Source organism: Micromonospora sp. NPDC018662, assembly GCF_044391475.1.
Classification (GTDB): Bacteria; Actinomycetota; Actinomycetes; order Mycobacteriales; family Micromonosporaceae; genus Micromonospora.
Genome location: NZ_JBISAC010000007.1, coordinates 56,094 through 80,918, shown reverse-complemented (window position 1 = coordinate 80,918; position 24,825 = coordinate 56,094). Strand labels below are relative to the sequence as shown.

The following is a 24,825-nucleotide window of genomic DNA, read 5'->3' as shown; positions in this document are numbered from 1 at the left end:
TGGGCGGGGGCGCGGTGGCGGTCGGGTGTCGGGGGTGCGGACTAGGCTTGGCGCGTGGCTGACCCCTCGACCTACCGTCCCGCGACCGGCACCATCCCGGAGTCCCCAGGGGTCTACCGCTTCCGCGACGGCACCGGCCGGGTGATCTACGTGGGCAAGGCGCGCAACCTGCGCAGCCGGCTCAACTCCTACTTCGCCGACCCGGTCAACCTGCACCAGCGCACCCGGCAGATGGTCTTCACCGCCGAGTCGGTCGACTGGATCACCGTCGCCACCGAGGTGGAGGCGCTCCAGCAGGAATACACCTGGATCAAGCAGTACGACCCGAGGTTCAACGTCCGCTACCGCGACGACAAGTCCTACCCCTACCTCGCGGTCACGCTCGACGAGGAATACCCGCGCCTACAGGTGATGCGCGGCGCGAAGCGCAAGGGCGTGCGCTACTTCGGGCCATACTCGCACGCCTGGGCCATCCGCGAGACGCTCGACCTGCTGCTGCGGGTCTTTCCGGCCCGCACCTGCTCCTCCGGGGTGTTCAAGCGGGCCGGCCAGGTCGGCCGGCCCTGCCTGCTCGGCTACATCGGCAAGTGTTCGGCGCCGTGCGTCGGCACCGTCACCGCCGAGCAGCACCGGGAGATCGTCACCGGCTTCTGCGACTTCATGGCCGGCCGCACCGACACCATGGTCCGCCGGCTGGAGAAGGAGATGCTCGACGCCAGTGAGCAACTGGAGTTCGAGCGTGCCGCCCGGCTGCGCGACGACGTGGCCGCGCTGCGCCGGGCCATGGAGAAGCAGACAGTGGTGCTCGGCGACGGCACCGACGCCGACGTGGTGGCGTTCGCCGACGACCCCCTCGAAGCCGCGGTGCAGGTCTTCCACGTCCGCGACGGCCGGGTGCGCGGCCAGCGCGGCTGGGTGGTGGAGAAGACCGAGGAGCTGACCACCGGCGACCTCGTGCACCACTTCTGCACCCAGGTCTACGGCGGCGAGCAGGGCGAGGCCGACGTCCCCCGGGAGCTGCTCGTCCCCGAGTTGCCCGGCGACGCCGACGCGCTCGCCGACTGGCTCTCCACCCGCCGGGGCAGCCGCGTCTCGCTGCGGGTGCCGCAGCGCGGCGACAAGCGGTCGCTGCTGGAGACCGTCGAGCGCAACGCGAAGGACGCGTTGACCCGGCACAAGCTCAAGCGCGCCGGTGACCTGACCACCCGCAGTCAGGCCCTCGACGAGATCGCCGACGCGCTCGCCATGCGCACCTCACCGCTGCGCATCGAGTGCTTCGACGTCTCCCAGATCCAGGGCACCGACGTGGTCGCCAGCATGGTGGTCTTCGAGGACGGGCTGCCCCGCAAGAGCGAATACCGCCGGTTCATCGTGCGCGGCGCCACCGACGACCTGTCCGCCATGTCCGAGGTGCTGCGTCGGCGTTTCGCCCGCTACCTCGACGCCCGCGCCGAGACGGGGGAGCTGGGCGACGAGACCGCCGCCGACCCCGACCGCCCCGGCATCGACCCGACCACCGGGCGGCCGCGCCGGTTCGCGTACCCGCCGCAGCTGGTGGTGGTCGACGGCGGCCCGCCGCAGGTGGCCGCCGCCGCGAAGGCCCTCACTGAGCTGGGCATCGACGACGTCTCGCTGTGCGGGCTGGCCAAGCGGCTGGAGGAGGTCTGGCTGCCCGACGACGAATACCCGGTCATCCTGCCGCGCACCTCCGAGGCGCTCTACCTGCTGCAACGGGTCCGCGACGAGGCCCACCGCTTCGCCATCACGTTCCATCGCCAGCGGCGGTCCAAGCGGATGACCGAGTCGGCGCTCGACAACGTGCCCGGCCTGGGGGAGGTCCGTCGTAAGGCGCTCCTGCGGCACTTCGGCTCGCTGAAGCGGCTGTCCGCGGCCACGGTCGAGGAGATCACCGAGGTGCCCGGCGTCGGCCAACGTACGGCCGAGGCGATCCTCGCCGCCCTCGACAGCGACCCCGCCACAACCCCGTCCTCCCCCTGACCACCCACCGCCGCCTCCCTCGCGCGATGATCAAGGAGTTGGCGTCACCCCCGCCGGCCCACTGAGACACAAACCCCGTGATCACGCCCAGACCGGCCGGAGGCGCGCGATGCGGCGCCCCGCCACGCCTAGTGATCATGGGGCTGGCTGCCCGGTTGTCGGCGTGTCGGCCCGCCACCCTCATGATCGCCGCGCGGTGAACGGGTGGGGGGCGGGGGCGGGGTTGGTGCTCTCACGTGACGGGATGGGCGTTTCGCACCTCGGGAACGGTGGAGATCTTGGTAGGAATCGGCCCCCAGAGGGGCCTTCCGCTTCCAAGATCTCCCCGCGCTCGCCTCGGGCGGGCTCCCCGGATGGAGCACCTGGGGCGGGATGTGCGGTTTCGTCGGGTGTGGGGTGGTCGGGGTCACGGGCGTGGGGGAATCGGGGCCGGGGGCGGGGCGTTATACCTGGCAGACCGCGTGCAGCCCGGCCCCGAGCCGTCGACAGCCCCGGTCGGAATGACCGGCCACCGGCCGTCGTTACACCCACGAGCCGCCGAGCCCCGCCACCCCCTGTGGCCGCGCCGGCACCCGGGCCCCGAGCAGACCACCCCCCTGTGGCCGCCGGGCCCACCCACAGGACTTCCCCCCTCGCGGCCCCCGGCCGCGTATCCCCCACCCCCCTTTGGGAGGCACCATCATGGCTACCACCCTGCTGCGTAAGACCGTGCTCACCGCTGCCGGTATCGCCGCCACCGCCGGCGGGATCGCCGGCCCCGCCATCGCCGCCAACGCCGCCCCCGCCCAGAACACCACCACCGCCGTCGCCGACCGCAAGGGTCACGGCGAGCGGGAACTCGACGTGCGCTACGAAGCCCAGCCGAACTTCTACTACTGCGGCCCCGCCGCCGCCCGCAACGCCATCAGCGTCCTCGGCAAGAACATCGACGTCGACGCCATGGCCCGCGAGATGGGCACCACCGAGAACGGCACCAACAGCATCAACGACATCACCCCGGTCCTGAACAAGGAGACCGGCAAGCCCTACCGCTCCGTCGAGATCACCGACCGCAAGGCCGACGACAAGCAGACCGACACCCTGCGCGCCGACATCGTCAAGACCGTCGACGACGGCCGCGCCGTGGTCGCCAACATCGCCGGCACCGCCACCGACACCGACGGCACCACCCACTCCTTCGAAGGCGGCCACTACATCAGCGTCGTCGGCTACCAGAACAACGGCACCACCGTCACCATCGCCGACAGCGCCAACCCGAACACCGCCTCCTACCGCATCAGCGTCGACAACCTCGCCGACTGGATTGCCACCCGCGGCTACAGCACCCGCTGACACCAGCGAAAGGGCCGGCCCCGACAACGGGGCCGGCCCTTTCGTCACCCCTCGGCCAGGACGGCGAGGATCGCTTCGCCGTACTTGGCGAGCTTGTTCTCGCCCACCCCGTTGAACCGGGACAGCTCGGCCAGGGAACTCGGCGGCTCGGCGGCGATCTGACGCAGCGTGGCGTCGTGGAAGACCACGTACGCCGGCACGCCCTGCTCCTTGGCGGTGGCCGCGCGCCAGGCGCGGAGCCGCTCGAAGACCGGCGCGGCGGCGGGGGAGAGGTCGGCGACGACGGTGGCCGCGCCCCGTGGCTTCGCGGCCCGGCCGGACAGCGGCCGTTCCGGCTCCTTGCGCAGGGTGACCGTGCGCCGTCGGCCCAGCACGTCGGCGCTGGCCTCGGTCAGCGCCAGCGTGCCGTAGTCGCCCTCGACCGCGAGCAGGCCCTCGGCGAGCAGTTGCCGCACCACGCCGCGCCACTCGGCGTCGCGCAGTTCGGTGCCGATGCCGAACGTGCTCAGCGCGTCGTGCCCGTGTTGGTCGATCTTGTCGGTGTGCTTGCCGAGCAGGATGTCGATGCTGTGCCCGGCGCCGAACCGCTGATTGCGCTCCCGGTCGAGCCGGTAGACGGTGGAGAGCAGCTTCTGCGCGGCGACCGTGCCGTCCCAGGACTCCGGCGGGTCCAGGCAGGTGTCGCAGTTGCCGCAGTTCGGTGCCCCGGCCTCGCCGAAGTAGTCGAGCAGTTGGGCGCGGCGGCAGCGGACCGTCTCGCAGAGTGCCAGCATCGCGTCGAGGTGGGCGGCCAGGTTGCGCCGGTGCGCCAGGTCGCCCTCCGAGGTCTCGATCATCTTGCGTTGCTGCACCACGTCCTGGAGCCCGTACGCCAGCCAGGCCGTGGACGGCAGCCCGTCGCGCCCGGCGCGGCCGGTCTCCTGGTAGTAGCCCTCCACCGACTTGGGCAGGTCGAGATGGGCGACGAAGCGTACGTCGGGCTTGTCGATGCCCATGCCGAACGCGATGGTGGCCACCATGACCAGCCCGTCCTCGCGCAGGAAGCGCTGCTGGTTGCGGGCGCGGGTCGCCGCGTCCAGGCCGGCGTGGTAGGGCAGCGCCGGGATGCCGTTGGCGACCAGGAACTCGGCGGTCTTCTCCACCGAGGCGCGGGACAGGCAGTAGACGATGCCGGCGTCGCCCGGGTGCTCGTCGCGCAGCAGGCTCAGCAACTGCCGGCGCGGCTCCCGCTTGGGGACGATGCGGTACTGGATGTTGGGCCGGTCGAAGCTGGCCACGAAGTGCCGGGCGTCGGTGAGCTGGAGCCGGGAGGCGATCTCGGTGCGGGTGGCCTGCGTCGCGGTGGCGGTCAGCGCGATGCGCGGCACCTGCGGCCAGCGTTCGTGCAGCATCGACAGGTTGAGGTAGTCGGGGCGGAAGTCGTGCCCCCACTGCGAGACGCAGTGCGCCTCGTCGATCGCGAACAGCGCGATCCGGCCGCGTTCCAGCAGGTTGAGCGTCGAGCGCACGGCCAGCCCTTCCGGGGCCAGGTAGAGCAGGTCCAGCTCGCCGGCGAGGTAGGCCGCCTCGACCCGTCGGCGCTGCGCCGCGTCCTGGGTCGAGTTGAGGAACCCGGCCCGGACGCCGACCGCGGTGAGCGCGTCGACCTGGTCCTGCATGAGCGCGATCAGCGGCGAGACGACCACCGCCACGCCGTCGCGGACCAGCGCGGGGATCTGGTAGCAGAGCGACTTGCCGCCCCCGGTGGGCATGAGCACCAGCGCGTCGCCGCCGGCCACCACGTGCTCGATGATGTCCTGCTGGACACCGCGGAACGCGTCGTAACCGAAGACCCGGCGCAGCACGTCCAGCGCGCCCGCGGTCCGCTCATCGGTGGGGGAAACCATCCGCGCAGTCTACGAGCGCCCGCCGACACCGCCACGGAACCGCCCGCCCGCGCCGCCGCCCCACCGGGCCCTGTTTCACGGAAACAGTGGCTATTCCGCCGCGGATAGCCCCTGATTCCCTGAAACAGGGGAGGGAAGAATGGCGGGGGAAGGGGGCGCGGCGATGGCATCGGGGCGGCCGTGCCGGCACGGCGACACCCGGGCCCGGGTACGCGGTCACCGTTCCGTCCCCGTCGCCCCAGCTCAGCCTGCCGATCCCGGCCGCGCTGTGGAAGCCCGGGTGCCCGGTGACGTCCATGCATACCTCGTCGTCGGGGCCGACCCGGCCGCAGAAGACCGGCTCCACGTGATTCCAGGCATCGGCCCGGGACAACATCGCAGCGTTCGCGGGCAGCTCCGGACGCCGGATCGTCAGCCCTTCCGTGTAGACGACGGCCTGGTCGCGGGCCTCCCGCGCGTCGGCCGCGAGGTAGGTCAGGTGCAGCGTCCAGCGGCGGGGCATCCGGTAGGCCCCGGCGGGTGACTGGTTGCGGTCCGACCGCCGCTCGCGCTCCGTCGCGTAGTGGGTCATCAGAGCATTGACGTACGGCGAGAGGGGATCGGACGTCGCCAGCGCGTGGGCGATGGCGGCGCGGACCCGCTCGGACACGTCGGCCCCGTCGAGCATGGCGGCCAGGTCATGGTGAAAGTCGGTCACCGCATGCTGCCTCTCCGTAGGCGAGTGGTTGCGAACAGCTTGGGTCGCGCCGGCCACACCGCCGAGGAGGTGGCCAAGATCCTCGGCTGGCACCGCACCAAGGTCATCCGCTTGGAGCAGGGGCACTCCCGGGTGATGCCGAAGGACATGCCGCCGCTCCTTGACCTCTACGAGGCCACCGAGTCCGAGCGGGAATCACTGGCCGCGCTGCACCGCCAGTCCCGGCTGAAGGGCTGGTGGAGCGCGTACGGCGACGTGCTGCCGGACGACTACGTCGGCTTCGAGGCGGAGGCCACGTCGATCAGCTCGTTCGAGAGCCTCTACGTGCCCGGCCTGTTGCAGACCGAGGAGTACGTCCGGGCCGGTCGCGGCACCGCCGACCAGGACGAGACGGATCGCGTGGTGGCGGCGCGGCTGGCTCGCAAGGCGTTGCTGTCCCGCGACCTGCCACCGTCGCTGTGGGTGGTGTTGGACGAGGCGGTGCTCCGGCGGGTGGTCGGCGGCCCGGCGGTGATGCGGGCCCAGCTCGCGCGCCTGGTCGAGGCGTGCGAGATGCCGACGGTGGAGATCCAGGTCCTGCCGTTCACCCGCCGGGGCTCACGCGGCCATGGGTGGAGCCTTCACGCTGCTGAGCTACGACGATCCGGTGCTCGACCCGACCGTGGACAGGTGACCCGCTCTAGACTCCTGTTCGACCACCTTCGGGCCAAGGCGCTCGACCCCGACCGGTCTGCGGATCTCCTCAGCCGGGCTGCCGCCGAGGTCCCGGACTGACTCCAACCCCGTGGAGCGCTGCCGATGACCCCCTCGGATCCGGCCCAGGTTCGCTGGCGCAAGAGCAGCCGAAGTGGTGCGAACGATTCGAACTGCGTCGAGGTGGCTGACCTCTCCACCGCGTTGGCGGTGCGTGACTCCAAGGACCCGGACGGGCCGGCCCTCCTCTTCGATCGGGGCGTGTGGTCGTCCTTCGTCGCCGGCCTGCGGCACGGCTGATTCCCCTCGAAGTCGATCCGCCGCCCCGATGCCGGCGGCATCACCCGCGCCGGGTTGGATGGTCGGATGGCGGTACGCATCGACATCGACGCACTGCGGGACGTGGCTGGCTCGGCGACCTGGGCGACGGCGGAGAAGCTGCGATCAGCCGGCCAACCCGCGACGCTGGTACCGGTCGGCGGGGGAGCATCAGGCACCGTCCGGACGGCCGGGGAGCCGCCGGTCGTGATCTGGGTCGGGATCACGGCGGACGGCTTCACCGCCGAGTGCGACTGTTCGGCCGGGACGAGGCCGTGCGCGCACGCGGTGGCCCTGACGCTCGCTGCGCTGAGCGACGGGCTCGCCTGGTCCTCGGCGGCCACCCCGCCGTCCGCCGTGGCTGTCGACCCGGTGATTGCTGAGCTGGCCGAACTCGCGCGGAGCGTGCCGATGCGGCGGCTGGCGTCGCTGGTCGCCGAGTGGGCGGCAAAGGATCGCGTCCTGGAAAGCCGGCTGCGGGCGCGGGCCGGCCAGCTTGCGTCTCCCACCGTGAACGATCTCGACCGCATCCGTCGCATGATCGACAATCTGGCCGGCGAGGCGACCAGCGGCCAGTGGGACCTGCATGACGTGGAGAAGGCGGGGCGGGCGATCGTGGAGGAGGTGGAGGTGCTCGCCCAGCGACCCCCGACCGAGGAGGCGCTGCTGGTGGTCGAACGGGCCGCTCGTGCCTGGGACGGCCGCTCCGGATATCTGTACGACGCCTGGGAGACGTACGACGAAGAGCCGGCCGAGATCGGCGGCGCGTTACGGGCGGCCCACGTCCGCCTCTGTGAGCAGGTGCAGCCGGATCCCGACGAGCTGGCGGGCCGGCTCGCCGAGATCATCGCGGCGGCCGAGGTCGACTCCTGTCTCGACGAGCCATGGGACTACCTTGCCGTGCTCGGTCGCCAGCGGGTCAAGGCACTGCTCCGGCGCCGCTGACCGGCCGACGCGGTCCGCGCTCCCGGGGCGAGTTGCTGTCCACCAGCAGAGCAGTCGTTGGCTCAGCGGCTTGGGACGACGAGCGGTAAACCGGACGAGCAGGTGTTCCGGTGGTCACCCCGTGGAATCCCGGGTGGGGGCGCAGCCGTTAGAGTCGTCGACTGACCATGCGCGGCCGACCGGCCGCGGCGCCACGGCTTGGGGGTACGCGGGTGAGCGAGGCGCAGACGGCGGAGACCGCGGTGGGGCGGCCGGCGCCGACCGAGGCGGAGACGTCACTGGTGGTGGTGACCGGCCTCTCCGGCGGTGGGCGCAGCACGGTGGCCCGGGCGCTGGAGAACGTCGGCTACTACGTGGTCGACAACCTGCCCCAGGCGCTCCTGCTGGACATGGCCGAGCTGGCGTTCAAGGCCGGCGGCGCGGCCCGGCGTACGGCGATGGTGCTGGACGTGCGGTCGCGCGCCTTCTCCACGGACCTGGCCGGGGCGATCCGGGAGCTGCGCGAGCGCGGCTTCCAGCCTCGGGTGGTCTTCGTCGACGCCGACGACGAGGTGCTGATCCGGCGCTTCGAGAGCGTGCGCCGTTCGCACCCGTTGCAGGGCGACGGGCGGCTGGCCGACGGCATCGCGGTGGAGCGGGCCCTGCTGGAGGAGGCCCGCGACCAGGCCGACGTGATCATCGACACCAGCCACCTGAACGTCAACCAGCTCCGCCGCCGCGTCGAGGAGCTGTTCGGCGGCGAGGACGCCCGCCGGCTGCGGATCACCGTGCTGTCGTTCGGCTTCAAGTACGGTCTCCCGCCGGACGCCGACTTCGTGATGGACGCCCGGTTCCTGCCCAACCCGTACTGGGTGCCGGAGCTGCGCGAGCACACCGGCCGGGAGGAGGCGGTCAGCGCGTACGTGCTGGGTCAGGAGGGCGCGGACGCGTTCGTCGCCGGCTACGCCGACCTGGTCAACGCCACCACGGCCGGCTTCGAGCGGGAGGGCAAGCGCTACCTGACCGTGGCCGTGGGCTGCACCGGCGGCAAGCACCGCAGCGTGGCGATCGCCGAGGAGCTGGCCGTGCGGCTGCGCGCGTCCGGCATCGCCGCCAACCCGCAGCACCGGGACCTGGGGCGGGAATGACCCCGACCAGGGTGGTCGCGTTCGGCGGGGGGCACGGGCTGTCCGCGTCGCTGCGGGCGCTGCGGCACTGCGTACCCGGACTGGACCTGGACATCACCGCGGTGGTCACGGTCGGCGACGACGGCGGCTCCAGCGGCCGGCTGCGCGCCGAGCGCGGCGGCCTGCCCCCGGGTGACCTGCGGCAGGCGCTGGTCGCGCTCTCCGGTGACCACCCGGCCACCCGGCGCAGCGCGGCGTTGTTCCAGCACCGCTTCGCGGCCGCCGCGCCCGCGCCGACGCTCGGCTCGCCGGCCCCGGCGGCGGGTGACCCGCTCGCCGGCCACGCGGTCGGCAACCTGCTGCTGCACGGGCTGACCGAACTGCTCGGCGATCCGGTGGCCGCGCTGGACCACGCCGGGGCGATGCTCGGCGCGGTGGGCCGGGTGCTGCCGATGTCGCGCCAGCCGGTGGGCATCGAGGCCCGGGTCCGCGGCGTCGACCCGGACCACCCGGACGAGGTGCGCACGGTGCGCGGCCAGCACCAGGTGGCGGTCACCTCGGGGACGGTGGAGTCGCTGCGGCTCACGCCGGCCGCGCCGGCCGCGTGCGCCGAGGCGGTGACCGCGGTACGGGCCGCCGACTGGTTGATCTTCGGGCCGGGCAGCTGGTACACCAGCGTGCTGCCGCACCTGCTGGTGCCCGGCCTGGCCGACGCGATCGTGTCCAGCCCGGCGCGGCGGCTGGTGACGCTGAACCTGGTGGCCGAGAAGGAGACCTCGGGGCTTTCCCTGCCCGACCATCTGGACACCCTGCGCCGCTATCTGCCCGAGCTGAAGGTGGACATGGTGCTCGCCGACTCGACGGCGGTGGGTGATCCCGTGGCGGTCGAACGTGCGGCAGAATCGCTGGGTGCCCGGCTGGTCCTCGCTCCCGTCGCCGTCGTCGACGGCGCGCCCCGTCATGATCCGGCCGCCCTGGGCGCCGCACTGGTGCCGGTCCTGGGCGTCGATCGTTAGACACGTACGTAATCACCGGCGACACGCCGGAACGGGTCCGTGAGGGGGCGCTGGAATGGCGATGACGGCTGCGGTCAAGGACGAGCTGAGTCGGGTCGACGTGCCCAAGCCCTGCTGCCGGCGGGCGGAGATGGCCGCCCTGCTGCGCTTCGCCGGTGGCCTGCACATCGTGTCGGGGCGCGTGGTGGTGGAGGCGGAGCTGGACACCGGCGCGGTGGCCCGCCGGCTGCGGCGGGAGATCGCCGAGGTCTACGGCTACCCGAGTGAGATCCATGTGCTCGCCTCGGGCGGCCTGCGCAAGGGCAGCCACTTCATCGTGCGGGTGGTGAAGGACGGCGAGGCGCTGGCCCGACAGACCGGCCTGCTGGACGTGCGGGGTCGCCCGGTGCGGGGCCTGCCGCCGCACGTGGTGGCCGCGAACGTCTGCTGCGCGGTCTCCGCCTGGCGGGGCGCGTTCATGGCGCACGGCTCGCTGACCGAGCCGGGGCGCTCCAGCGCGCTGGAGATCACCTGCCCGGGTCCGGAGTCGGCGCTGGCGCTGGTCGGCGCCGCCCGCCGGCTCGGCATCACCGCCAAGAACCGCGAGGTGCGCGGCGTGGACCGGGTGGTGGTGAAGGACGGCGACGCGATCGCCGCGCTGCTGACCCGCATCGGCGCGCACTCCAGCGTGCTGGCCTGGGAGGAGCGGCGGGTCCGCCGGGAGGTGCGCGCCACCGCCAACCGGCTGGCCAACTTCGACGACGCCAACCTGCGCCGCTCGGCGCGCGCCGCGGTGGCCGCCGCCGCCCGGGTGACCCGGGCGCTGGAGATCCTCGCCGACGACGCGCCCAACCACCTGACCTCGGCCGGCCGGCTGCGGCTGGAGCACCGGCAGGCCTCGCTGGAGGAGCTGGGCGCGCTCGCCGAGCCGCCGCTGACCAAGGACGCCATCGCCGGCCGGATCCGCCGGCTGCTCGCGCTCGCCGACAAGCGGGCCCGCGACCTGGGCATCCCGGATACGGAAGCGGCAGTCACGCCGGACATGCTCGTGGTCTGATAGGACGGAGGGGCGACGTCGCGCGACCGGGATCACCACCCGCCGCAGCGCGCCGCCACGCGCTCGGATAGGGTCGCTGCGTACGGCAAGGGGGCCGGCACAGGCACTCCTCGCCGCACTCACCGCCTCGGGCGGTCAGGTCTGGAACGGACCGCGGCGGGGTGGCCGAGATGACATCGTCAACGGCCGGCTCCAACGGTCGGCGCACACACCTCCGCCGGCTGTGGTCTGACGCCGGCGGACCAGAACGCGAGGAGATGGGACCTGTGACCATCCGGGTTGGCATCAACGGCTTCGGCCGGATCGGCCGTAACTTCTTCCGGGCAGTGCTGGCGTCCGGCGCCGACATCGAGGTCGTCGCGGTCAACGACCTGACCGACAACGCGACGCTCGCCCACCTGCTCAAGTACGACAGCATCCTGGGTCGCCTCCCGCACGAGGTGAAGGCCACCGCCGACGAGATCACGGTGGGCGGCAAGACCATCAAGGCGTTCGCCGAGAAGGACCCGGCGAAGCTGCCGTGGGGCGAGGTCGGCGCCGACGTGGTCATCGAGTCCACCGGGTTCTTCACCGACGGCAGCAAGGCGAAGGCGCACGTCGACGGCGGGGCCAAGAAGGTCATCATCTCCGCCCCGGCGAAGAACGAGGACGTCACCGTGGTCATGGGTGTCAACCAGGACACCTACGACCCGGCGAAGCACACCATCATCTCGAACGCCTCCTGCACCACCAACTGCCTCGCCCCGATGGCGAAGGTCCTCCAGGACACGTTCGGCATCACCAAGGGTCTGATGACCACCATCCACGCGTACACGCAGGACCAGAACCTGCAGGACGCGCCGCACAAGGACCTGCGCCGGGCCCGGGCCGCCGCGCTCAACATCGTGCCGACCTCGACCGGCGCCGCGAAGGCCATCGGCCTGGTGCTGCCGGAGCTGAAGGGCAAGCTCGACGGTTACGCGCTGCGGGTGCCGATCCCGACCGGCTCGGCCACCGACCTGACCGTCGAGGTCGGCCGGGAGACCACCGTGGACGAGGTCAACGCCGCGCTCAAGGCCGCCGCGGAGGGCCCGCTCAAGGGCATCCTGGTCTACAACGAGGACCCGATCGTCTCCGCCGACATCGTCACCGACCCGGCGTCGTGCATCTTCGACGCGCCGCTGACCAAGGTGATCGGCAACCAGGTCAAGGTCGTCGGCTGGTACGACAACGAGTGGGGCTACTCCAACCGCCTGGTGGACCTGGTCAAGCTGGTGGGTTCCTCGCTGTGAGCATCCGCAACCTCGACGACCTGCTCGCCGAGGGGGTGTCGGGTCGGCGCGTGCTGGTGCGCGCCGACCTGAACGTCCCGCTCGACAAGCAGACCGGTGACATCACCGACGACGGGCGGATCCGGGCGGTGCTGCCGACGCTGAGCGCGCTGGTGCAGGCCGGCGCGAAGGTGGTCGTCTGCTCGCACCTGGGCCGCCCGAAGGGCACGCCGGACCCGAAGTTCAGCCTCCGTCCGGTCGCCGGGCGGCTCGGTGAGCTGCTCGACGCCCCGGTGCACTTCGCCGAGGACACCGTCGGCGAATCGGCACAGTCGACAGTGGCGGGCCTGGCCGACGGCCAGGTGGCGCTGCTGGAGAACCTGCGGTTCAACGCCGGTGAGACCAGCAAGGACGACGCCGAGCGGGGCGCGTTCGCCGACCAGCTCGCGGCGCTCGGCGACGCGTACGTCGACGACGCGTTCGGCGCGGTGCACCGCAAGCACGCCAGCGTGCACGACGTGCCGGCCCGGCTGCCGCACGTGGCCGGCCGGCTGGTGCTGCGCGAGGTCGAGGTGCTCAGCAAGCTGACCGGCGCGCCCGAGCGGCCGTACGTGGTGGTGCTGGGCGGCTCGAAGGTCTCCGACAAGCTGGCCGTGATCGAGGCGCTGCTGCCCACTGTCGACCGGCTGCTCATCGGCGGCGGGATGTGCTTCACCTTCCTCAAGGCCCAGGGCCACGAGGTGGGCTCCTCGCTGCTGGAGGAGGAGATGGTCGAGACCTGCCGCAACCTGCTGGACCGCGCGCCGGGCAAGATCCTGCTCCCGGTCGACGTGGTGGCCGCGGACGCCTTCGCCCCGGACGCCGCGCACGACACCGTGCCGGCCGACGGCATCCCCAGCCACCGGCTGGGCCTGGACATCGGGCCGGAGACGGTGGCCGGCTTCGCCGCCGTGCTGTCCCAGGCGAAGACGATCTTCTGGAACGGCCCGATGGGCGTGTTCGAGATGGCCGCGTTCGCCAACGGCACGCGCGGGGTCGCCGAGGCGATCACCAAGGCGGACGCGTTCAGCGTGGTCGGCGGCGGCGACTCCGCCGCGGCGGTGCGCGCGCTGGGCCTGGACGAGTCGTCGTTCGGGCACATCTCCACCGGCGGCGGCGCCTCCCTGGAATACCTGGAGGGCAAGGCCCTCCCCGGCATCGCGGCTCTGGAGAACTGAATGGCGAGCACCACCCGCCGGCCGCTGATGGCCGGCAACTGGAAGATGAACCTCAACCACCTCGAGGCGAACCTGCTGGTGCAGAAGCTGGCCGCGAGCCTCACCGAGAAGCAGCTCACCGACGTCGAGTGCGTGGTGCTGCCGCCCTTCACCGACCTGCGTACGGTGCAGACCGCGGTGGACGGCGACAAGCTGCTGATCGGCTACGGCGCGCAGGACCTGTCGCCGTTCCCGTCCGGGGCGTACACCGGCGACATCGCCGGGCCGATGCTGGCCAAGCTCGGCTGCACCTACGTGACGGTCGGCCACTCCGAGCGGCGGCAGTACCACGGCGAGGACGACGCGCTGGTCAACGCGAAGGTGGCGGCGGCGCTGGCGAACGGGCTCACGCCGATCCTCTGCATCGGCGAGGGCCTGGAGGTGCGGGAGCAGCTCAACCAGGTCCCGCACTGCTGCGACCAGCTCGACGGCGCGCTGAAGGGGCTGACCGCCGAGCAGGTCACCCAGGTCGTCGTGGCGTACGAGCCGGTCTGGGCGATCGGCACCGGCAAGACGGCGACGCCGGAGGACGCGCAGGAGGTCTGCGGCGAGGTGCGTAAGCGGCTCGCCGAGACCTACGACGAGACCACCGCCGGGCAGGTCCGGATCCTCTACGGCGGGTCGGTCAAGGCGTCGAACGTCGCCGCGATCATGGCCCAGCCGGACGTGGACGGGGCCCTGGTGGGGGGCGCCAGCCTCGACGCGGAGGAGTTCGCGCGGATCTGTCGGTTCCCGGAGCACACGGCCCGCTGATCGCTCGCTATCCTTGACGCTGCCCGTCCACCGGTCGGTGCCGCAGTGCCCGACAGGTCCGGGCAGTGATCGCAACGAGAGGACTGACCCCCGCCATGCCGATCTGGTTCGCCTACACGATGATCACCTTGCTGGTCATCACCAGCGTGCTGCTCACCCTGCTGATCCTCCTGCACCGCGGTAAGGGCGGCGGCTTGTCGAGCATGTTCGGCGGCGGCGTCAGCTCCAGCCTGGCCGGTTCCTCGGTGGCCGAGAAGAACCTCGACCGCTACACCGTTCTGGTGGGGATCGTCTGGTTCGCCTGCATCGTCGGGCTCGGCCTCTGGCTGCGCCTCCAGATGAGCAGCGGCACCTGAGCGAGCGCGTCAACGCGTACAATCTGCGCGCGGTCCGTCACGGACCGCGCGCAGTTTGTTTCTCCGCCCGTCGCCCGTCGCCGATCCCCTTCCGGCGGCGGTCCCCTCCGACGACAGGGAGCGCGCAACCGTGCCCAGTAACAACGTCATCCGCGGCACCCGGATCGGGTCCGCCCCTGAGCGTTTCGACCAGCGGGCCGAGCCGGCTCCGCGCCGACCGGTCGTCTACTGGTGCCGCCACGGGCACCGGGTCGAGTTCCTGATCGCTGCCGAGGCGGAGACCCCGGCGTCGTGGGACTGCCCCCGCTGCGGGGAGCCGGCCGGCCCCGACCCGGGCAACCCGCCGGGCCGCACCCGCGCCGAGCCCTACAAGACCCACCTGGCGTACGTGCAGGAGCGGCGTACCCCGGAGGAGGGCGAGGCGCTGCTGGCCGAGGCCCTGGCCGCCCTGCGCCGCCGCCGCGGCCGCGCCTGACCCCCACCCCCCGTCCCGCCTCTTTCACGGAAAGAGTGGCCATGCCGTCGGCCATGGCCACTCTTTCCGTGAATCAGCGCGGAGAGGGTGGGGTGGGACGGGTCAGCGGAGGCTGCGGGAGCGGGGTGGGACGTTGGCCGCCGCGAGCCGGTCCAGCAGCCAGAGGGTACGGGACACCCCGTGCGCGCCGGCCGCCGGCAGTTGCACCGGCCCCGCCCCGGCCAGCGCCATGCCCACCGCCCGGGCCTTGTCCGCCCCGGCGGCGACCAGCCAGACCTCCTCGGCCGTGTTGATCGTCGGCAGGGTCAGCGTGGTCCGCACCGGCGGCGGCTTCGGGCTGCCGCGTACGGCGCTGACCGGACGGTTGTCGTGGTGCACCGGATGCTCCGGGAACACGGACGCCACGTGCCCGTCCTCACCGACGCCCAGCATCAGCACGTCGAAGTGGGGGACCGTGGCGTGCCCCGGCCGGGCGGCGGCGGCCAACTCCCGCGCGTAGGCGGCGGCGGCCGCCTCCGGGTCGTCGCCCGACGGGCCGTCCGACGCCGGCATCGGGTGCACCCGGGCCGGGTCCAGCGGCACCGCGTCCAGCAGCGCCGCCCGGGCCTGGGTCTCGTTGCGCTCCGGGTGGCCGGCCGGCAGGAACCGCTCGTCGCCCCACCAGACGTCGACCCGGGACCAGTCCACGGCGTCCCGAGCCGGGAGCTGGCCGACCGCCCGGTGGACCGCCGCGGCGATCCGCCCGCCGGTCAGCACCACCGACGCCTGACCGCGCTCGGCCTGCGCGTCGAGCAGCTTCACCACCAGCCGGGCCGCCACCGCCTGCGCCAGCAGGTCGGGGTCGGCGTGTACGGCGACACTCGCCTCAGTCATCCGTCGTGCCCTCGTGTCTCTCTGGGTCCGGTCGCCCGGTCCGGGCGGTCACTCGTTCGCGGTCGCGCCCGCGTGCGCGGTCACGCCCGCCTCGGCCCGCTGGGCGGTCGCCGGATCCTTCCACACGTGCACCCGCTGAGCCGCCCGCTGGTCCAGCCCGGTCAGCCCGGCCGTCGCGCCGAGCGCCTCGGCGTACACCTGGTCGGCGTCGAGCCGGCGCAACTCCTCGGCCAGCTCGTCGCCGAGCGGCCGGCGGACCAGCGGCAGCGTCCGGTCCTCCTGCCCGGTACGCCGGAACACCGCGACGCTGTCGTCCCTGGTCAGCGTCAGCTCGTCGCCGTTGGCGCAGCGCAGCTGCACCTCGCGCATCCGCGGGAACTCGTCGCTGTGCTGCCAGGCCGGCTCGATGCCGAGCCGGGCGGCCAGCCACCCGCGCATCAGCGCCGCGGTCGGGTCGGTGGGCGGCGCCACCACTGTCGCCTCGGTGACCCGGGCCTGGGTGGTGTCGAACGCGCCGGCGACCAGCGTGCGCCACGGGGTGATCCGGGTCCACGCCAGGTCGGTGTCGCCCGGCGCGTAGTCGCAGGCCCGCTGCCGCAGCGCGGCGATCGGGTCGGCGGCCTGCGCCGAATCGGTGATCCGACGGTCGGCCACCACGCCGAGGAAGTCGGTGGCGATCTCGTCCGGCGGCTCGCCGTGCCACCAGGTCACCACCGGCACGTCCGGCACCAGCAGCGGCATCACCACGGACTCGGCGTGCAGCGCGAGCCGGCCGTACATCCGGGTCACCACCGCCTCGCAGGGGCCGAGCCGGCCGCCCACCACGATCTCCGCGTCCAGCCGGTTGCGGTCCCGCTCGATGTCGGAGCGGACCACCACGAGCAGCCGGCAGGGGTGCGCGGCGGCGGCGATGGTGGCCGCCGCCTCGGCCTCCCGGACCCGCTTCTCGTCCACCACGACGATCAGCGTGAGCGCCATGCCGCTGGCCACCCCGCCCGCGCTGCGCCGCTCGGCGGCCAGCGCCTTGACCACCTCGTTGCCGGTGGTGTCCCACAGCCCGATCATGCTCTTCTCCAAGCTCTTCCCTCGGCGGCCAGCATTTCGTCGGCGGCCCGGGGGCCCCACTCGCCGGCCCGGTACGGCTCCGGCGTGGTGCCCTCCCAGGCGTGCTCCAGCGGGTCCACCACCTGCCAGCTCTGCTCCACCTCGGCGGCGTCCGGGAACAGCGTCCGGTCGCCGATCAGCACGTCCAGCACCAGCCGCTCGTACGCCTCGGGGCTGGACTCGGTGAACGCCTCGCCGTACTGGAAGTCCATCGCGATGTCGCGGACCTCCATGGTGGTGCCCGGCACCTTGGAGCCGAACTTCAGCACCACGCCCTCGTCCGGCTGCACCCGGATGACGAGCTGGTTGGCGCCGAGGGACTCCATGTCGGCCGGGTTGAACGGCAGGTGCGGCGCCTTCTTGAACATGATGGCCACCTCGGTGACCCGCCGGGGCAGCCGCTTGCCGGCCCGGATGTAGAACGGCACCCCGGCCCAGCGCCGGTTCTGGATGCCCAGCTTCACCGCCACGTACGTCTCGGTGGTGGAGTCCTCCGGGACGTCCTCCTCCTCCAGGTAGCCCTTGGCGCGCTCGCCGCCCACCCAGCCGGGCAGGTACTGCCCGCGGACGGTGTCCCGGGCGACGTCCCGAGGCACGGCGATGGCCTTGAGCACCTTGAGCTTCTCGGCCCGGATCTCGTCGGCGTCGAAGCTGGTCGGCTCCTCCATCGCGACCAGGGCGAGCAGCTGGAGCAGGTGGTTCTGGAGCACGTCCCGGGCGGTGCCGACGGAGTCGTAGAACGCGGCCCGGGTGCCGATGCCGACGTCCTCGGCCATGGTGATCTGCACCGAGTCGACGTACTTGGAGTTCCACAACGGCTCGAACAGGTTGTTGGCGAACCGCAGGGCCAGGATGTTCTGGACCGTCTCCTTGCCCAGGTAGTGGTCGATCCGGAAGACGTCCTGGCTGGTGAAGACGTCGTCGACGAGGTCGTTGAGCGCCTTGGCCGAGGGCAGGTCGTTGCCGAACGGCTTCTCCACCACCACCCGCCGCCAGCCGCCGGACTTCTCGTTGTCGGCCATGCCGGTGCGGGCGAGCTGCTTGAGCACCACCGGGAACGCCGCCGGGGGGATGGAGAAGTAGAATGCGGCGTTGCCGTGGATGCCGTGCGTGTCGCGCAGCTCGTCCAGCGTGGTGGCGAGATGGTCGAACGCGGCGTCGTCGTCGAACGAGCCGCCGACGAACTTGATGTTGCCGACCAGCCGGGCCCAGACCTCCTCGCGCCACGGGGTGCGGGCGTGCTTCTTGGCCGCGTCGTGGGCCAGCGACTCGAAGTCCCCGTCGCCCCAGTCGCGTCGGGCGAAGCCCAGCACCACGAAACCGGGCGGCAGGAGCCCTCGGTTGGCGAGGTCGTACACCGCGGGCAACAACTTCTTGCGAGCCAGGTCCCCGGTGACCCCGAAGATCACCAAGGCGCACGGCTCGGGGATCCGCGGCAGCCGCCGGTCCTGGGGGTCGCGCAGCGGGTTCACCGGGCCACCTCCTCCTGCATCTCGGTCCACTGATTCCAGGTCATTGATCGTCACGTACGTGTCCGTCCGGCCGTATCCAGCAGCTGGGCGACGCCGGCCGCCCGCTCGGTCAGGTGTAGTCGCAGCACCGGTCGCTCCCGGCCGGCCAGGGCCCGCCGGTCGTCGGCGGCCTGGGCCGCCTGGAGTTCCGCGAAGGTGTACGGGCGACCGGGCACGTCCAGATCATCGGTGACCGCACCGGTGATCTGGAGGTGCCGGGCGCGCCCGTCGCTGTGGTGCGGATGGCGGGGGCCCCACCCGAAGGTCACCGGCCGCCCGGCGGCGCGGGCCAGCAGCGGGCGCAGCCCGGCCACCGTCGCGTCGACCCGCCGGTCGAGGTAGGCGGTGACCGCGAGGTGCTCGTCCGCGTCCAGCCCGTCGGTCAGCCAGCGCAGCGCGCCGGCCAGGTCGGTGGGGGCGCCGGTCGGGGCGTACACCTCGATCGCGCCGTCGACCGACGACGGCCCGCCCGCCGGTGCCGCCTCGTCGTCGCCGGGGGTGCCCGCCGGCTCCGCGAACGGGTCCACCCGCAGCGTCACCGCGGCGATCGCGGCAGCGTATTCCCAGGTGAGGAACTGGGCGCCGAGCGGCCCGTTGACCGCCAGGTCGGCGGCCACGCCGGGCCCCACGCCCGCGACGAGCGCACCGCCCAGGCCGACCGTCAGCACGTCCGGGCCGACGGCGCCGGGCGCGTCGGGGGACTCCGCCGGGACCGTCAGCACCCGCCCGCCGGTCGCGGCGGCGAGCAGCGCGCCGGCCCAGTGGCGCAACCCGTCGAGCCCGGTGCCGTCGGGCACCAGCGCCACGGTGGCCCGGCCGTCGTCGGCCGCCGCGCCCACTGCCGCGCCGAGCGCGAGACCGGGATTGTCCCGAACCCGGTCGAGCGCGCCGGCCAGCGCCGCGGCCTCGTCCAGCAGCTCGGTCACCGGCGCGCCGGCCAGCGCGGCCGGGACCAGGCCGGTCGCGGTGAGCGCGGACCAGTGCCCGTCCGCCTCCGGGTCGGTCGGGATCACCACCGCGCCCAGCTCGTCGGCGAGCGCCTCCAACGCCGAGCCGGGCGGGGTGACCACCACCACGTGCCGGGCCGCCTCCGGCCCGGCGTCGTGCCAGGACTGCCGGAAGGCCCGCAGGTGGGCGTCCGTGGTCCGGTCCAGGTCCCGGCCGGCGAGCACCAGCACGGTACGCGTCGGCCGGTCGGCCAGCGCCGCCCGGACCGGCCCGGGATCGGCCGTGTCGAGCACGGTCAACGGCCGGCCCAGGCAGTCGGCGATCACCTCGGCGGCGAGCGTGACGCCACCGGGGCCGGCGAGCACCACGTGGTCCAGGTCGCCGAGTTCGGCGGTCAGCTCGGCGAGCTGGGGGAGCAACTCCCGGCTGCGGCAGTGGGTGTCCAGCCAGCCCAGCCGGGTGCGGGCCGCCGCCTCGGCCCCGGGACCCCAGAGGGTCGGGTCCTTGGCGGCCAGCCGCGCGGGGACGTCGTGGGCGACCAGCGCGACGCGCGCGGAGCGGTCCACCGCGTCCGCGCCGTGCACGGCCAGGCCGGCGGCGACATCCGCCGGACCGGCGAGCAGGTCGTCCACGTGATCACCTCACCCGTTCCACGGTACGGCGGGACGCGTCCCGGGGCGCTGCCCCGGGACGCGTCGGACGCCGTCGGTCACGCGTTGCCGCCGGCCCGCTGGGCGTTCTGCGCGTTGCCCTCGGCGGCCTGGTGCGGGCTGCCGGCGCCCTTGGCGGCCTCGGCGAGGGACTTCTTCACGCCCTCCAGCAGCTCCAGCCAGCTCGCCTCGAACTTCTCCACGCCCTCCCGCTCCAGCGTGGCGATCACGTCGGCCAGGTCCACGCCGACGGACTCCAGGTCGGCGAAGACCTGCCGCGCGTCGTCGTACGCGCCGGTGATCGCGTCGGCCCGGGTCTCGCCGTGGTCGGCGTAGGCGTGCACGACCGGCTCCGGCATGGTGTTGACCGTGCCGGGGGCGACCAGTTCCTCGACGTAGATGACGTCCCGGTAGTCCGGGTTCTTCGTCGAGGTGGAGGCCCACAGCGGCCGCTGCGGGTGGGCGCCGGCGTCGGCCAGCTTCTGCCAGCGGGCGGAGGAGAACACCTCGCCGTACCGCTCGTACGCCAGCCGGGCGTTCGCCACCGCGGCCTTGCCGCGCAGCGACTTGGCCTGGTCGGAGCCGATCTTCTCCAGCCGCTTGTCCACCTCGCTGTCGACCCGGGAGACGAAGAACGAGGCGACCGAGCCGATCTTGGACAGGTCGTGCCCGTTGGCCTGCGCCTGCTCCAGGCCGGCCAGGAACGCGTCCATGACCTGCGAGTAGCGGTCCAGCCCGAAGATCAGCGTGACGTTCACGCTGATCCCCTCCGCGAGCGTCTTGGTGATCGCCGGCAGGCCCTCCTCGGTCGCCGGGATCTTGATGAACAGGTTCGGCCGGTCGACCAGCCACCACAGCGCCTTGGCCTCTGCCGCGGTCTTGTCCGCGTCGTGCGCCGAGCGCGGGTCCACCTCGATCGAGACCCGGCCGTCCACGCCGGCGCTCGCGTCGTACGACGGGCGCATCACGTCGCAGGCCCACCGCACGTCGTACGTGGTGAGCATGCGGACCGCCTCCTCGACGTCCACGTCGCGGGTGGCGAGGTCACGCAGCTGCCAGTCGTACTCGTCGGCGTCGCTCAGCGCCTTCGCGAAGATCGTCGGGTTGGTGGTCACGCCGGCCACGTGGCTCTCCCGGCGCAGCTTGTCCAGCCCGCCGGAGCTCAGTCGTACCCGGGAAAGATCGTCGAGCCAGATCGCCACCCCGGCGTTCTGGAGCTCGCTCAGCCTGTCCGTCATGCCGTCCACGCTCCCCTCAGTTGCCGGTCGTGAAACCGGTGATGTCGCCCACCCGGGTCAGCGCCGCGTGCGCGGCGGCCACGATCCGGTCGGGGGTGAACCCGAACTGCTCGAAGAGCACGGAGTGGGGCGCGCTCGCGCCGTAGTGCTCGATGCTCACGCTCTCGCCGCTGTCGCCGACGATCCCTCGCCAGGACATCGCGATGCCCGCCTCCACGCTCACCCGTGCCTTTACCCCGCGCGGCAGCACCGACTCCCGGTACGCCTCGTCCTGCGCGAAGAACCACTCCTGGCACGGCATGGACACCACCCGGGTGGGGGTGCCGTCGGCCTCCAGCCGCTCCCGGGCGGTGAGGCAGAGCTGCACCTCGGAGCCGGTGCCGACGAGGATCACCTGCGGCTTGCCGTTGGACGCCTCGGCCAGCACGTACCCGCCCTTGGCGGTGCCCTCGGCGGAGCCGAACTCGGCGCGGTCGATCGTCGGCAGCGCCTGCCGGCTGAGCGCCAGCGCGGTCGGCCGGTCGGTGTGCTCCAGCGCCTGCCGCCACGCCCACGCGGTCTCGTTGGCGTCGGCCGGCCGGACCACGTCCAGGCCGGGGATGGCCCGCAGCGCGCTCAGGTGCTCGATCGGCTGGTGGGTCGGGCCGTCCTCGCCGAGACCGATCGAGTCGTGCGTCCAGACGTAGGTCACCGGCAGCTTCATCAGCGCGGCGAGCCGCACCGACGGGCGCATGTAGTCGCTGAACACGAGGAACGTGCCGCCGTAGGGGCGGGTGCCGCCGTGCAGCGCGATGCCGTTGAGGATCGCGCCCATGCCGTGCTCACGGATGCCGAAGTGCAGCGTGCGGCCGTACTCGTCGCCCGGGAAGTCCTTGGTGGCGTGCCCGGCCGGGACGAACGACGGCTCGCCCTTCATGGTGGTGTTGTTGCTCTCGGCCAGGTCGGCCGAGCCGCCCCACAGCTCCGGCAGCACCGGGGCGAGCGCCTCCAGGACCTTGCCGGAGGCGGCCCGGGTCGCGACGCCCTTGGCGTCCGCCGGGAAGGTGGGCAACGCGTCGGTCCAGCCGGTCGGCAGGGTACGGGTGGCCATCCGCTCCCACAGCGCCTTGCGCTCCGGGTTGGCCTGCGCCCAGGCGTCGAACCGGGTGTCCCACTCGGCCTGCGCCTGCGCGCCGCGCTCCAGCACCTGGCGGGCGTGCTTGAGCACCTCCTCGTCGACCTGGAACGTCTGCTGCGGGTCGAAGCCGAGGATCTCCTTGGTGGCCTTGACCTCGTCGGCGCCGAGCGCCGAGCCGTGGATCTTGCCGGTGTTCTGCTTGTTCGGCGCGGGCCAGCCGATGATGGTGCGCAGCGCGATGAACGACGGCTTGCCGGTCTCCGCCTTGGCGGCCAGCAGCGCCTGGTAGAGCGCCTCCACGTCCTCGTGGTAGTCGCCCTGGTCGGCGTCGCCGGTGCGCCAGTCGACGGTCTGCACGTGCCAGCCGTACGCCTCGTAGCGGGCCGCGACGTCCTCGCTCTTGGCGATCCGGGTGTCGTCCTCGATCGAGATCTCGTTGTCGTCGTAGATCACGCAGAGGTTGCCGAGCTGCTGGTGGCCGGCGAGCGCGCTCACCTCGTGGGTGATGCCCTCCTCGATGTCGCCGTCGGAGGCGATGCACCAGATGTCGTGCCGGAACGGCGAGTCGGCGCGGTCCGGCTCCGGGTCGAACAGGCCCCGCTCGCGGCGGGCCGCCATGGCGAAGCCGACCGCGTTGCCGAGCCCCTGGCCCAGCGGCCCGGTGGTGGTCTCCACGCCGGGCGTGTGGCCGTGCTCCGGGTGGCCCGGGGTGAGCGAGCCCCACTGGCGCAGCGCCTTGAGGTCGTCCAGGGCCAGCGGGTAGCCGGCGAGGAAGAGCTGGATGTAGAGCGTCAGGCTGGAGTGCCCGGCGGACAGCACGAACCGGTCCCGGCCGGGCCAGTTCGGGTCGGCCGGGTTGTGCCGCATGACGCGGTTGAAGAGCAGGTACGCCGCCGGGGCGAGGCTCATCGCCGTGCCCGGGTGGCCGTTGCCGGATTTCTCCACGGCGTCCATGGCCAGCACGCGGACCGTGTCGACGGCCCTGCGGTCGAGGTCGGACCAGTTGAGAGCGGGAAGCTCGGGTCGTTTCGCAGCCACGATGGTTGTGCTCCTCGGCAGATGGGCGGAACCCTCACCGATGACCCTATCGAGCGGCGCTAAACGTCCGCCCGGGGATCTCGGCATGCTGACTCCTACGTTTCCGGGGGGACCTGTCGTTCAACCCGAGGTGTGACGGCCCGCACCGTTGCCGGGTCTGCGGGGCAGCCAAAACGACGACGCGTAGTGTGTGGGGCGGTGTGTGGACCCGGGCTCGGGTCCGGGCCGATCGATCTCCCCTGCCGAAGCCGGAAGGTGGCAATCCGTGAGCATGATCACCGAGCGCCCCGTCAGCAACCCTGCCGTGAAGTCGCCGGTGGGCACGGTGGCGGAGGCGCCGGCGACCGGCCGGCGGGACGTACGGGCCGTGGTGGCCGCGTACGTGGCGCTGACCAAGCCGCGGATCGTCGAGTTGCTGCTGGTGACCACCGTGCCGGCGATGATGCTCGCGGACGGCGGCATGCCGTCGCTGTGGCTGGTGGCCGTGGTGCTGGTCGGCGGCTCGCTCGCCGCCGGCGCGGCCAGCGTCCTCAACTGCTACATCGACCGCGACATCGACCAGCTGATGCGGCGCACCAAGCGCCGGCCGCTGCCCGCGCACACCGTGTCGCCGCGCAACGCGCTGGTGTTCGGGCTGGTGCTGGCCGTGGTGTCGGTGGCGCTGATGGCGGCGACCACCAACTGGCTGGCGGCCGGCCTGACGCTCGCCGCGATCGCCTACTACGACCTGGTCTACACGCTGTGGCTGAAGCGGACCACGGCCGCCAACACGTTCTGGGGTGGCGCCTGCGGGGCCGCGCCGGTGCTGATCGGCTGGGCCGCGGTCACCGGTTCGCTGGCGCCCGCCGCCTGGGGCCTGTTCGCGGTGGTCTTCTTCTGGCAGATGCCGCACTTCTACGCGCTGGCCATCAAGTACAAGGACGACTACGCGCGGGCCGGCATCCCGATGCTGCCGGTGGTGGCGTCGGTCCGGCGGGTCAACGTGGAGATCATCGCGTTCTCCTGGCTGACGCTGCTGTCGTCGCTGGCGGTCTGGCCGCTCGGGATGAGCCCGATCTACGGGGTGACCGCACTGGTGGTGGGCGGCATCTTCGTGGTCGAGGCGCACAAGCTGTGCCGGCGTGCGGCGCGCGGCGAGGCGGTCAAGCCGATGCGGCTGTTCCACTGGTCCACGACCTACCTGACCATCCTGTTCGCCGCCGTCGCCCTCGACGCGCTGATCTGAGCGG

Annotated in this window: 22 protein-coding genes; 14 read left to right on the top strand and 8 right to left on the bottom strand. The window is 72.7% G+C overall.

Annotated elements, in window-relative coordinates; genetic code table 11:
• Positions 1-54: 54 nt before the first annotated feature.
• Positions 55-1,998, top strand: coding sequence for an excinuclease ABC subunit UvrC (gene uvrC / locus ACH495_RS20420; RefSeq protein ID WP_396859308.1), 1,944 nt, complete (start codon positions 55-57; stop codon positions 1,996-1,998).
• A gap of 681 nt (positions 1,999-2,679) precedes the next feature.
• The gene (locus tag ACH495_RS20415) at positions 2,680-3,330 is read left to right on the top strand and encodes a C39 family peptidase (RefSeq protein WP_396859307.1); all 651 of its coding nucleotides are present in this window, start codon (positions 2,680-2,682) and stop codon (positions 3,328-3,330) included.
• Positions 3,331-3,374: 44 nt separating this feature from the next.
• Here the strand turns inward: ACH495_RS20415 and recQ are convergent, their stop codons facing one another.
• On the bottom strand, positions 3,375-5,216 hold the full coding sequence (gene recQ, locus ACH495_RS20410) for a DNA helicase RecQ (RefSeq protein ID WP_396859306.1): 1,842 nt from the start codon (positions 5,214-5,216) through the stop codon (positions 3,375-3,377).
• Entirely contained in the window at positions 5,197-5,913 is a 717-nt protein-coding gene (locus ACH495_RS20405) for a hypothetical protein (protein ID WP_396859305.1), read from the bottom strand. Before ACH495_RS20405 ends, recQ begins: the two co-directional genes overlap by 20 nt.
• Before the next feature lie 24 nt (positions 5,914-5,937).
• On the opposite strand from ACH495_RS20405, the gene ACH495_RS20400 reads away from it, so the two are divergent.
• From ACH495_RS20400 to ACH495_RS20350, 11 genes are all read left to right on the top strand, one after another.
• The gene (locus ACH495_RS20400) at positions 5,938-6,687 is read left to right on the top strand and encodes a helix-turn-helix domain-containing protein (protein ID WP_396859304.1); all 750 of its coding nucleotides are present in this window, start codon (positions 5,938-5,940) and stop codon (positions 6,685-6,687) included.
• A gap of 24 nt (positions 6,688-6,711) precedes the next feature.
• Positions 6,712-6,906, top strand: coding sequence for a DUF397 domain-containing protein (locus ACH495_RS20395; RefSeq protein ID WP_396859303.1), 195 nt, complete (start codon positions 6,712-6,714; stop codon positions 6,904-6,906).
• Positions 6,907-6,972: 66 nt separating this feature from the next.
• Positions 6,973-7,869: a hypothetical protein gene (locus tag ACH495_RS20390; protein ID WP_396859302.1), complete on the top strand. Its 897-nt coding sequence runs from the start codon at positions 6,973-6,975 to the stop codon at positions 7,867-7,869.
• Positions 7,870-8,081: 212 nt separating this feature from the next.
• Entirely contained in the window at positions 8,082-8,996 is a 915-nt protein-coding gene (gene rapZ, locus ACH495_RS20385) for an RNase adapter RapZ (RefSeq protein WP_396859301.1), read from the top strand.
• Positions 8,993-9,991, top strand: coding sequence for a uridine diphosphate-N-acetylglucosamine-binding protein YvcK (gene yvcK / locus ACH495_RS20380; protein ID WP_396859300.1), 999 nt, complete (start codon positions 8,993-8,995; stop codon positions 9,989-9,991). Before rapZ ends, yvcK begins: the two co-directional genes overlap by 4 nt.
• Positions 9,992-10,046: 55 nt before the next feature.
• On the top strand, positions 10,047-11,027 hold the full coding sequence (gene whiA / locus ACH495_RS20375; protein ID WP_343446065.1) for a DNA-binding protein WhiA: 981 nt from the start codon (positions 10,047-10,049) through the stop codon (positions 11,025-11,027).
• Between the two features lie 266 nt (positions 11,028-11,293).
• Positions 11,294-12,298, top strand: a complete 1,005-nt coding sequence (gap, locus tag ACH495_RS20370) for a type I glyceraldehyde-3-phosphate dehydrogenase (protein WP_396859299.1) — start codon at positions 11,294-11,296, stop codon at positions 12,296-12,298.
• Complete coding sequence (locus tag ACH495_RS20365; protein ID WP_396859298.1) at positions 12,295-13,494, top strand: phosphoglycerate kinase; 1,200 nt, start codon at positions 12,295-12,297, stop codon at positions 13,492-13,494. Before gap ends, ACH495_RS20365 begins: the two co-directional genes overlap by 4 nt.
• Complete coding sequence (gene tpiA / locus ACH495_RS20360) at positions 13,495-14,286, top strand: triose-phosphate isomerase (RefSeq protein ID WP_396859297.1); 792 nt, start codon at positions 13,495-13,497, stop codon at positions 14,284-14,286.
• 95 nt (positions 14,287-14,381) lie between these two features.
• Positions 14,382-14,642: a preprotein translocase subunit SecG gene (gene secG, locus ACH495_RS20355; protein WP_343446069.1), complete on the top strand. Its 261-nt coding sequence runs from the start codon at positions 14,382-14,384 to the stop codon at positions 14,640-14,642.
• 130 nt (positions 14,643-14,772) lie between these two features.
• Positions 14,773-15,117, top strand: a complete 345-nt coding sequence (locus ACH495_RS20350; RefSeq protein ID WP_396859296.1) for an RNA polymerase-binding protein RbpA — start codon at positions 14,773-14,775, stop codon at positions 15,115-15,117.
• Positions 15,118-15,219: 102 nt separating this feature from the next.
• On the opposite strand, the gene pgl is transcribed toward ACH495_RS20350, so the two are convergent.
• From pgl to tkt, 6 genes are all read right to left on the bottom strand, one after another.
• Positions 15,220-15,990: a 6-phosphogluconolactonase gene (gene pgl / locus ACH495_RS20345; protein ID WP_396859295.1), complete on the bottom strand. Its 771-nt coding sequence runs from the start codon at positions 15,988-15,990 to the stop codon at positions 15,220-15,222.
• 48 nt (positions 15,991-16,038) lie between these two features.
• A complete protein-coding gene (locus tag ACH495_RS20340) occupies positions 16,039-17,055 on the bottom strand; it encodes a glucose-6-phosphate dehydrogenase assembly protein OpcA (RefSeq protein WP_396859294.1) in 1,017 nt (338 codons plus the stop codon).
• A complete protein-coding gene (zwf, locus tag ACH495_RS20335; protein ID WP_396859293.1) occupies positions 17,052-18,566 on the bottom strand; it encodes a glucose-6-phosphate dehydrogenase in 1,515 nt (504 codons plus the stop codon). The genes ACH495_RS20340 and zwf overlap by 4 nt, the downstream gene beginning before the upstream one ends.
• 50 nt (positions 18,567-18,616) lie before the next feature.
• The gene (locus ACH495_RS20330) at positions 18,617-20,185 is read right to left on the bottom strand and encodes a glucose-6-phosphate isomerase (protein ID WP_396859292.1); all 1,569 of its coding nucleotides are present in this window, start codon (positions 20,183-20,185) and stop codon (positions 18,617-18,619) included.
• Between the two features lie 77 nt (positions 20,186-20,262).
• Complete coding sequence (tal, locus tag ACH495_RS20325; protein ID WP_396859291.1) at positions 20,263-21,441, bottom strand: transaldolase; 1,179 nt, start codon at positions 21,439-21,441, stop codon at positions 20,263-20,265.
• A gap of 16 nt (positions 21,442-21,457) precedes the next feature.
• Positions 21,458-23,596 carry a transketolase gene (tkt, locus tag ACH495_RS20320; protein ID WP_396859290.1) on the bottom strand — a complete coding sequence of 713 codons (2,139 nt, stop codon included), beginning with the start codon at positions 23,594-23,596 and terminating at the stop codon, positions 21,458-21,460.
• 265 nt (positions 23,597-23,861) lie between these two features.
• Here tkt and ACH495_RS20315 point away from each other — a divergent pair, with 265 nt between their 5' ends.
• Complete coding sequence (locus ACH495_RS20315) at positions 23,862-24,821, top strand: heme o synthase (RefSeq protein WP_396859289.1); 960 nt, start codon at positions 23,862-23,864, stop codon at positions 24,819-24,821.
• Positions 24,822-24,825 lie beyond the last annotated feature (4 nt).

What these genes read in the sequence shown, in the direction of transcription:
- recQ (WP_396859306.1), bottom strand. Translation starts at nt 5,216, where the DNA reads ATGGTTTCCCCCACCGATGAGCGGACCGCGGGCGCGCTGGACGTGCTG.
- ACH495_RS20390 (WP_396859302.1), top strand. Translation starts at nt 6,973, where the DNA reads ATGGCGGTACGCATCGACATCGACGCACTGCGGGACGTGGCTGGCTCG.
- yvcK (WP_396859300.1), top strand. Translation starts at nt 8,993, where the DNA reads ATGACCCCGACCAGGGTGGTCGCGTTCGGCGGGGGGCACGGGCTGTCC.
- ACH495_RS20395 (WP_396859303.1), top strand. Translation starts at nt 6,712, where the DNA reads ATGACCCCCTCGGATCCGGCCCAGGTTCGCTGGCGCAAGAGCAGCCGA.
- whiA (WP_343446065.1), top strand. Translation starts at nt 10,047, where the DNA reads ATGGCGATGACGGCTGCGGTCAAGGACGAGCTGAGTCGGGTCGACGTG.
- tal (WP_396859291.1), bottom strand. Translation starts at nt 21,441, where the DNA reads ATGACGGACAGGCTGAGCGAGCTCCAGAACGCCGGGGTGGCGATCTGG.
- ACH495_RS20340 (WP_396859294.1), bottom strand. Translation starts at nt 17,055, where the DNA reads ATGATCGGGCTGTGGGACACCACCGGCAACGAGGTGGTCAAGGCGCTG.
- ACH495_RS20415 (WP_396859307.1), top strand. Translation starts at nt 2,680, where the DNA reads ATGGCTACCACCCTGCTGCGTAAGACCGTGCTCACCGCTGCCGGTATC.
- secG (WP_343446069.1), top strand. Translation starts at nt 14,382, where the DNA reads ATGCCGATCTGGTTCGCCTACACGATGATCACCTTGCTGGTCATCACC.
- pgl (WP_396859295.1), bottom strand. Translation starts at nt 15,990, where the DNA reads ATGACTGAGGCGAGTGTCGCCGTACACGCCGACCCCGACCTGCTGGCG.
- tpiA (WP_396859297.1), top strand. Translation starts at nt 13,495, where the DNA reads ATGGCGAGCACCACCCGCCGGCCGCTGATGGCCGGCAACTGGAAGATG.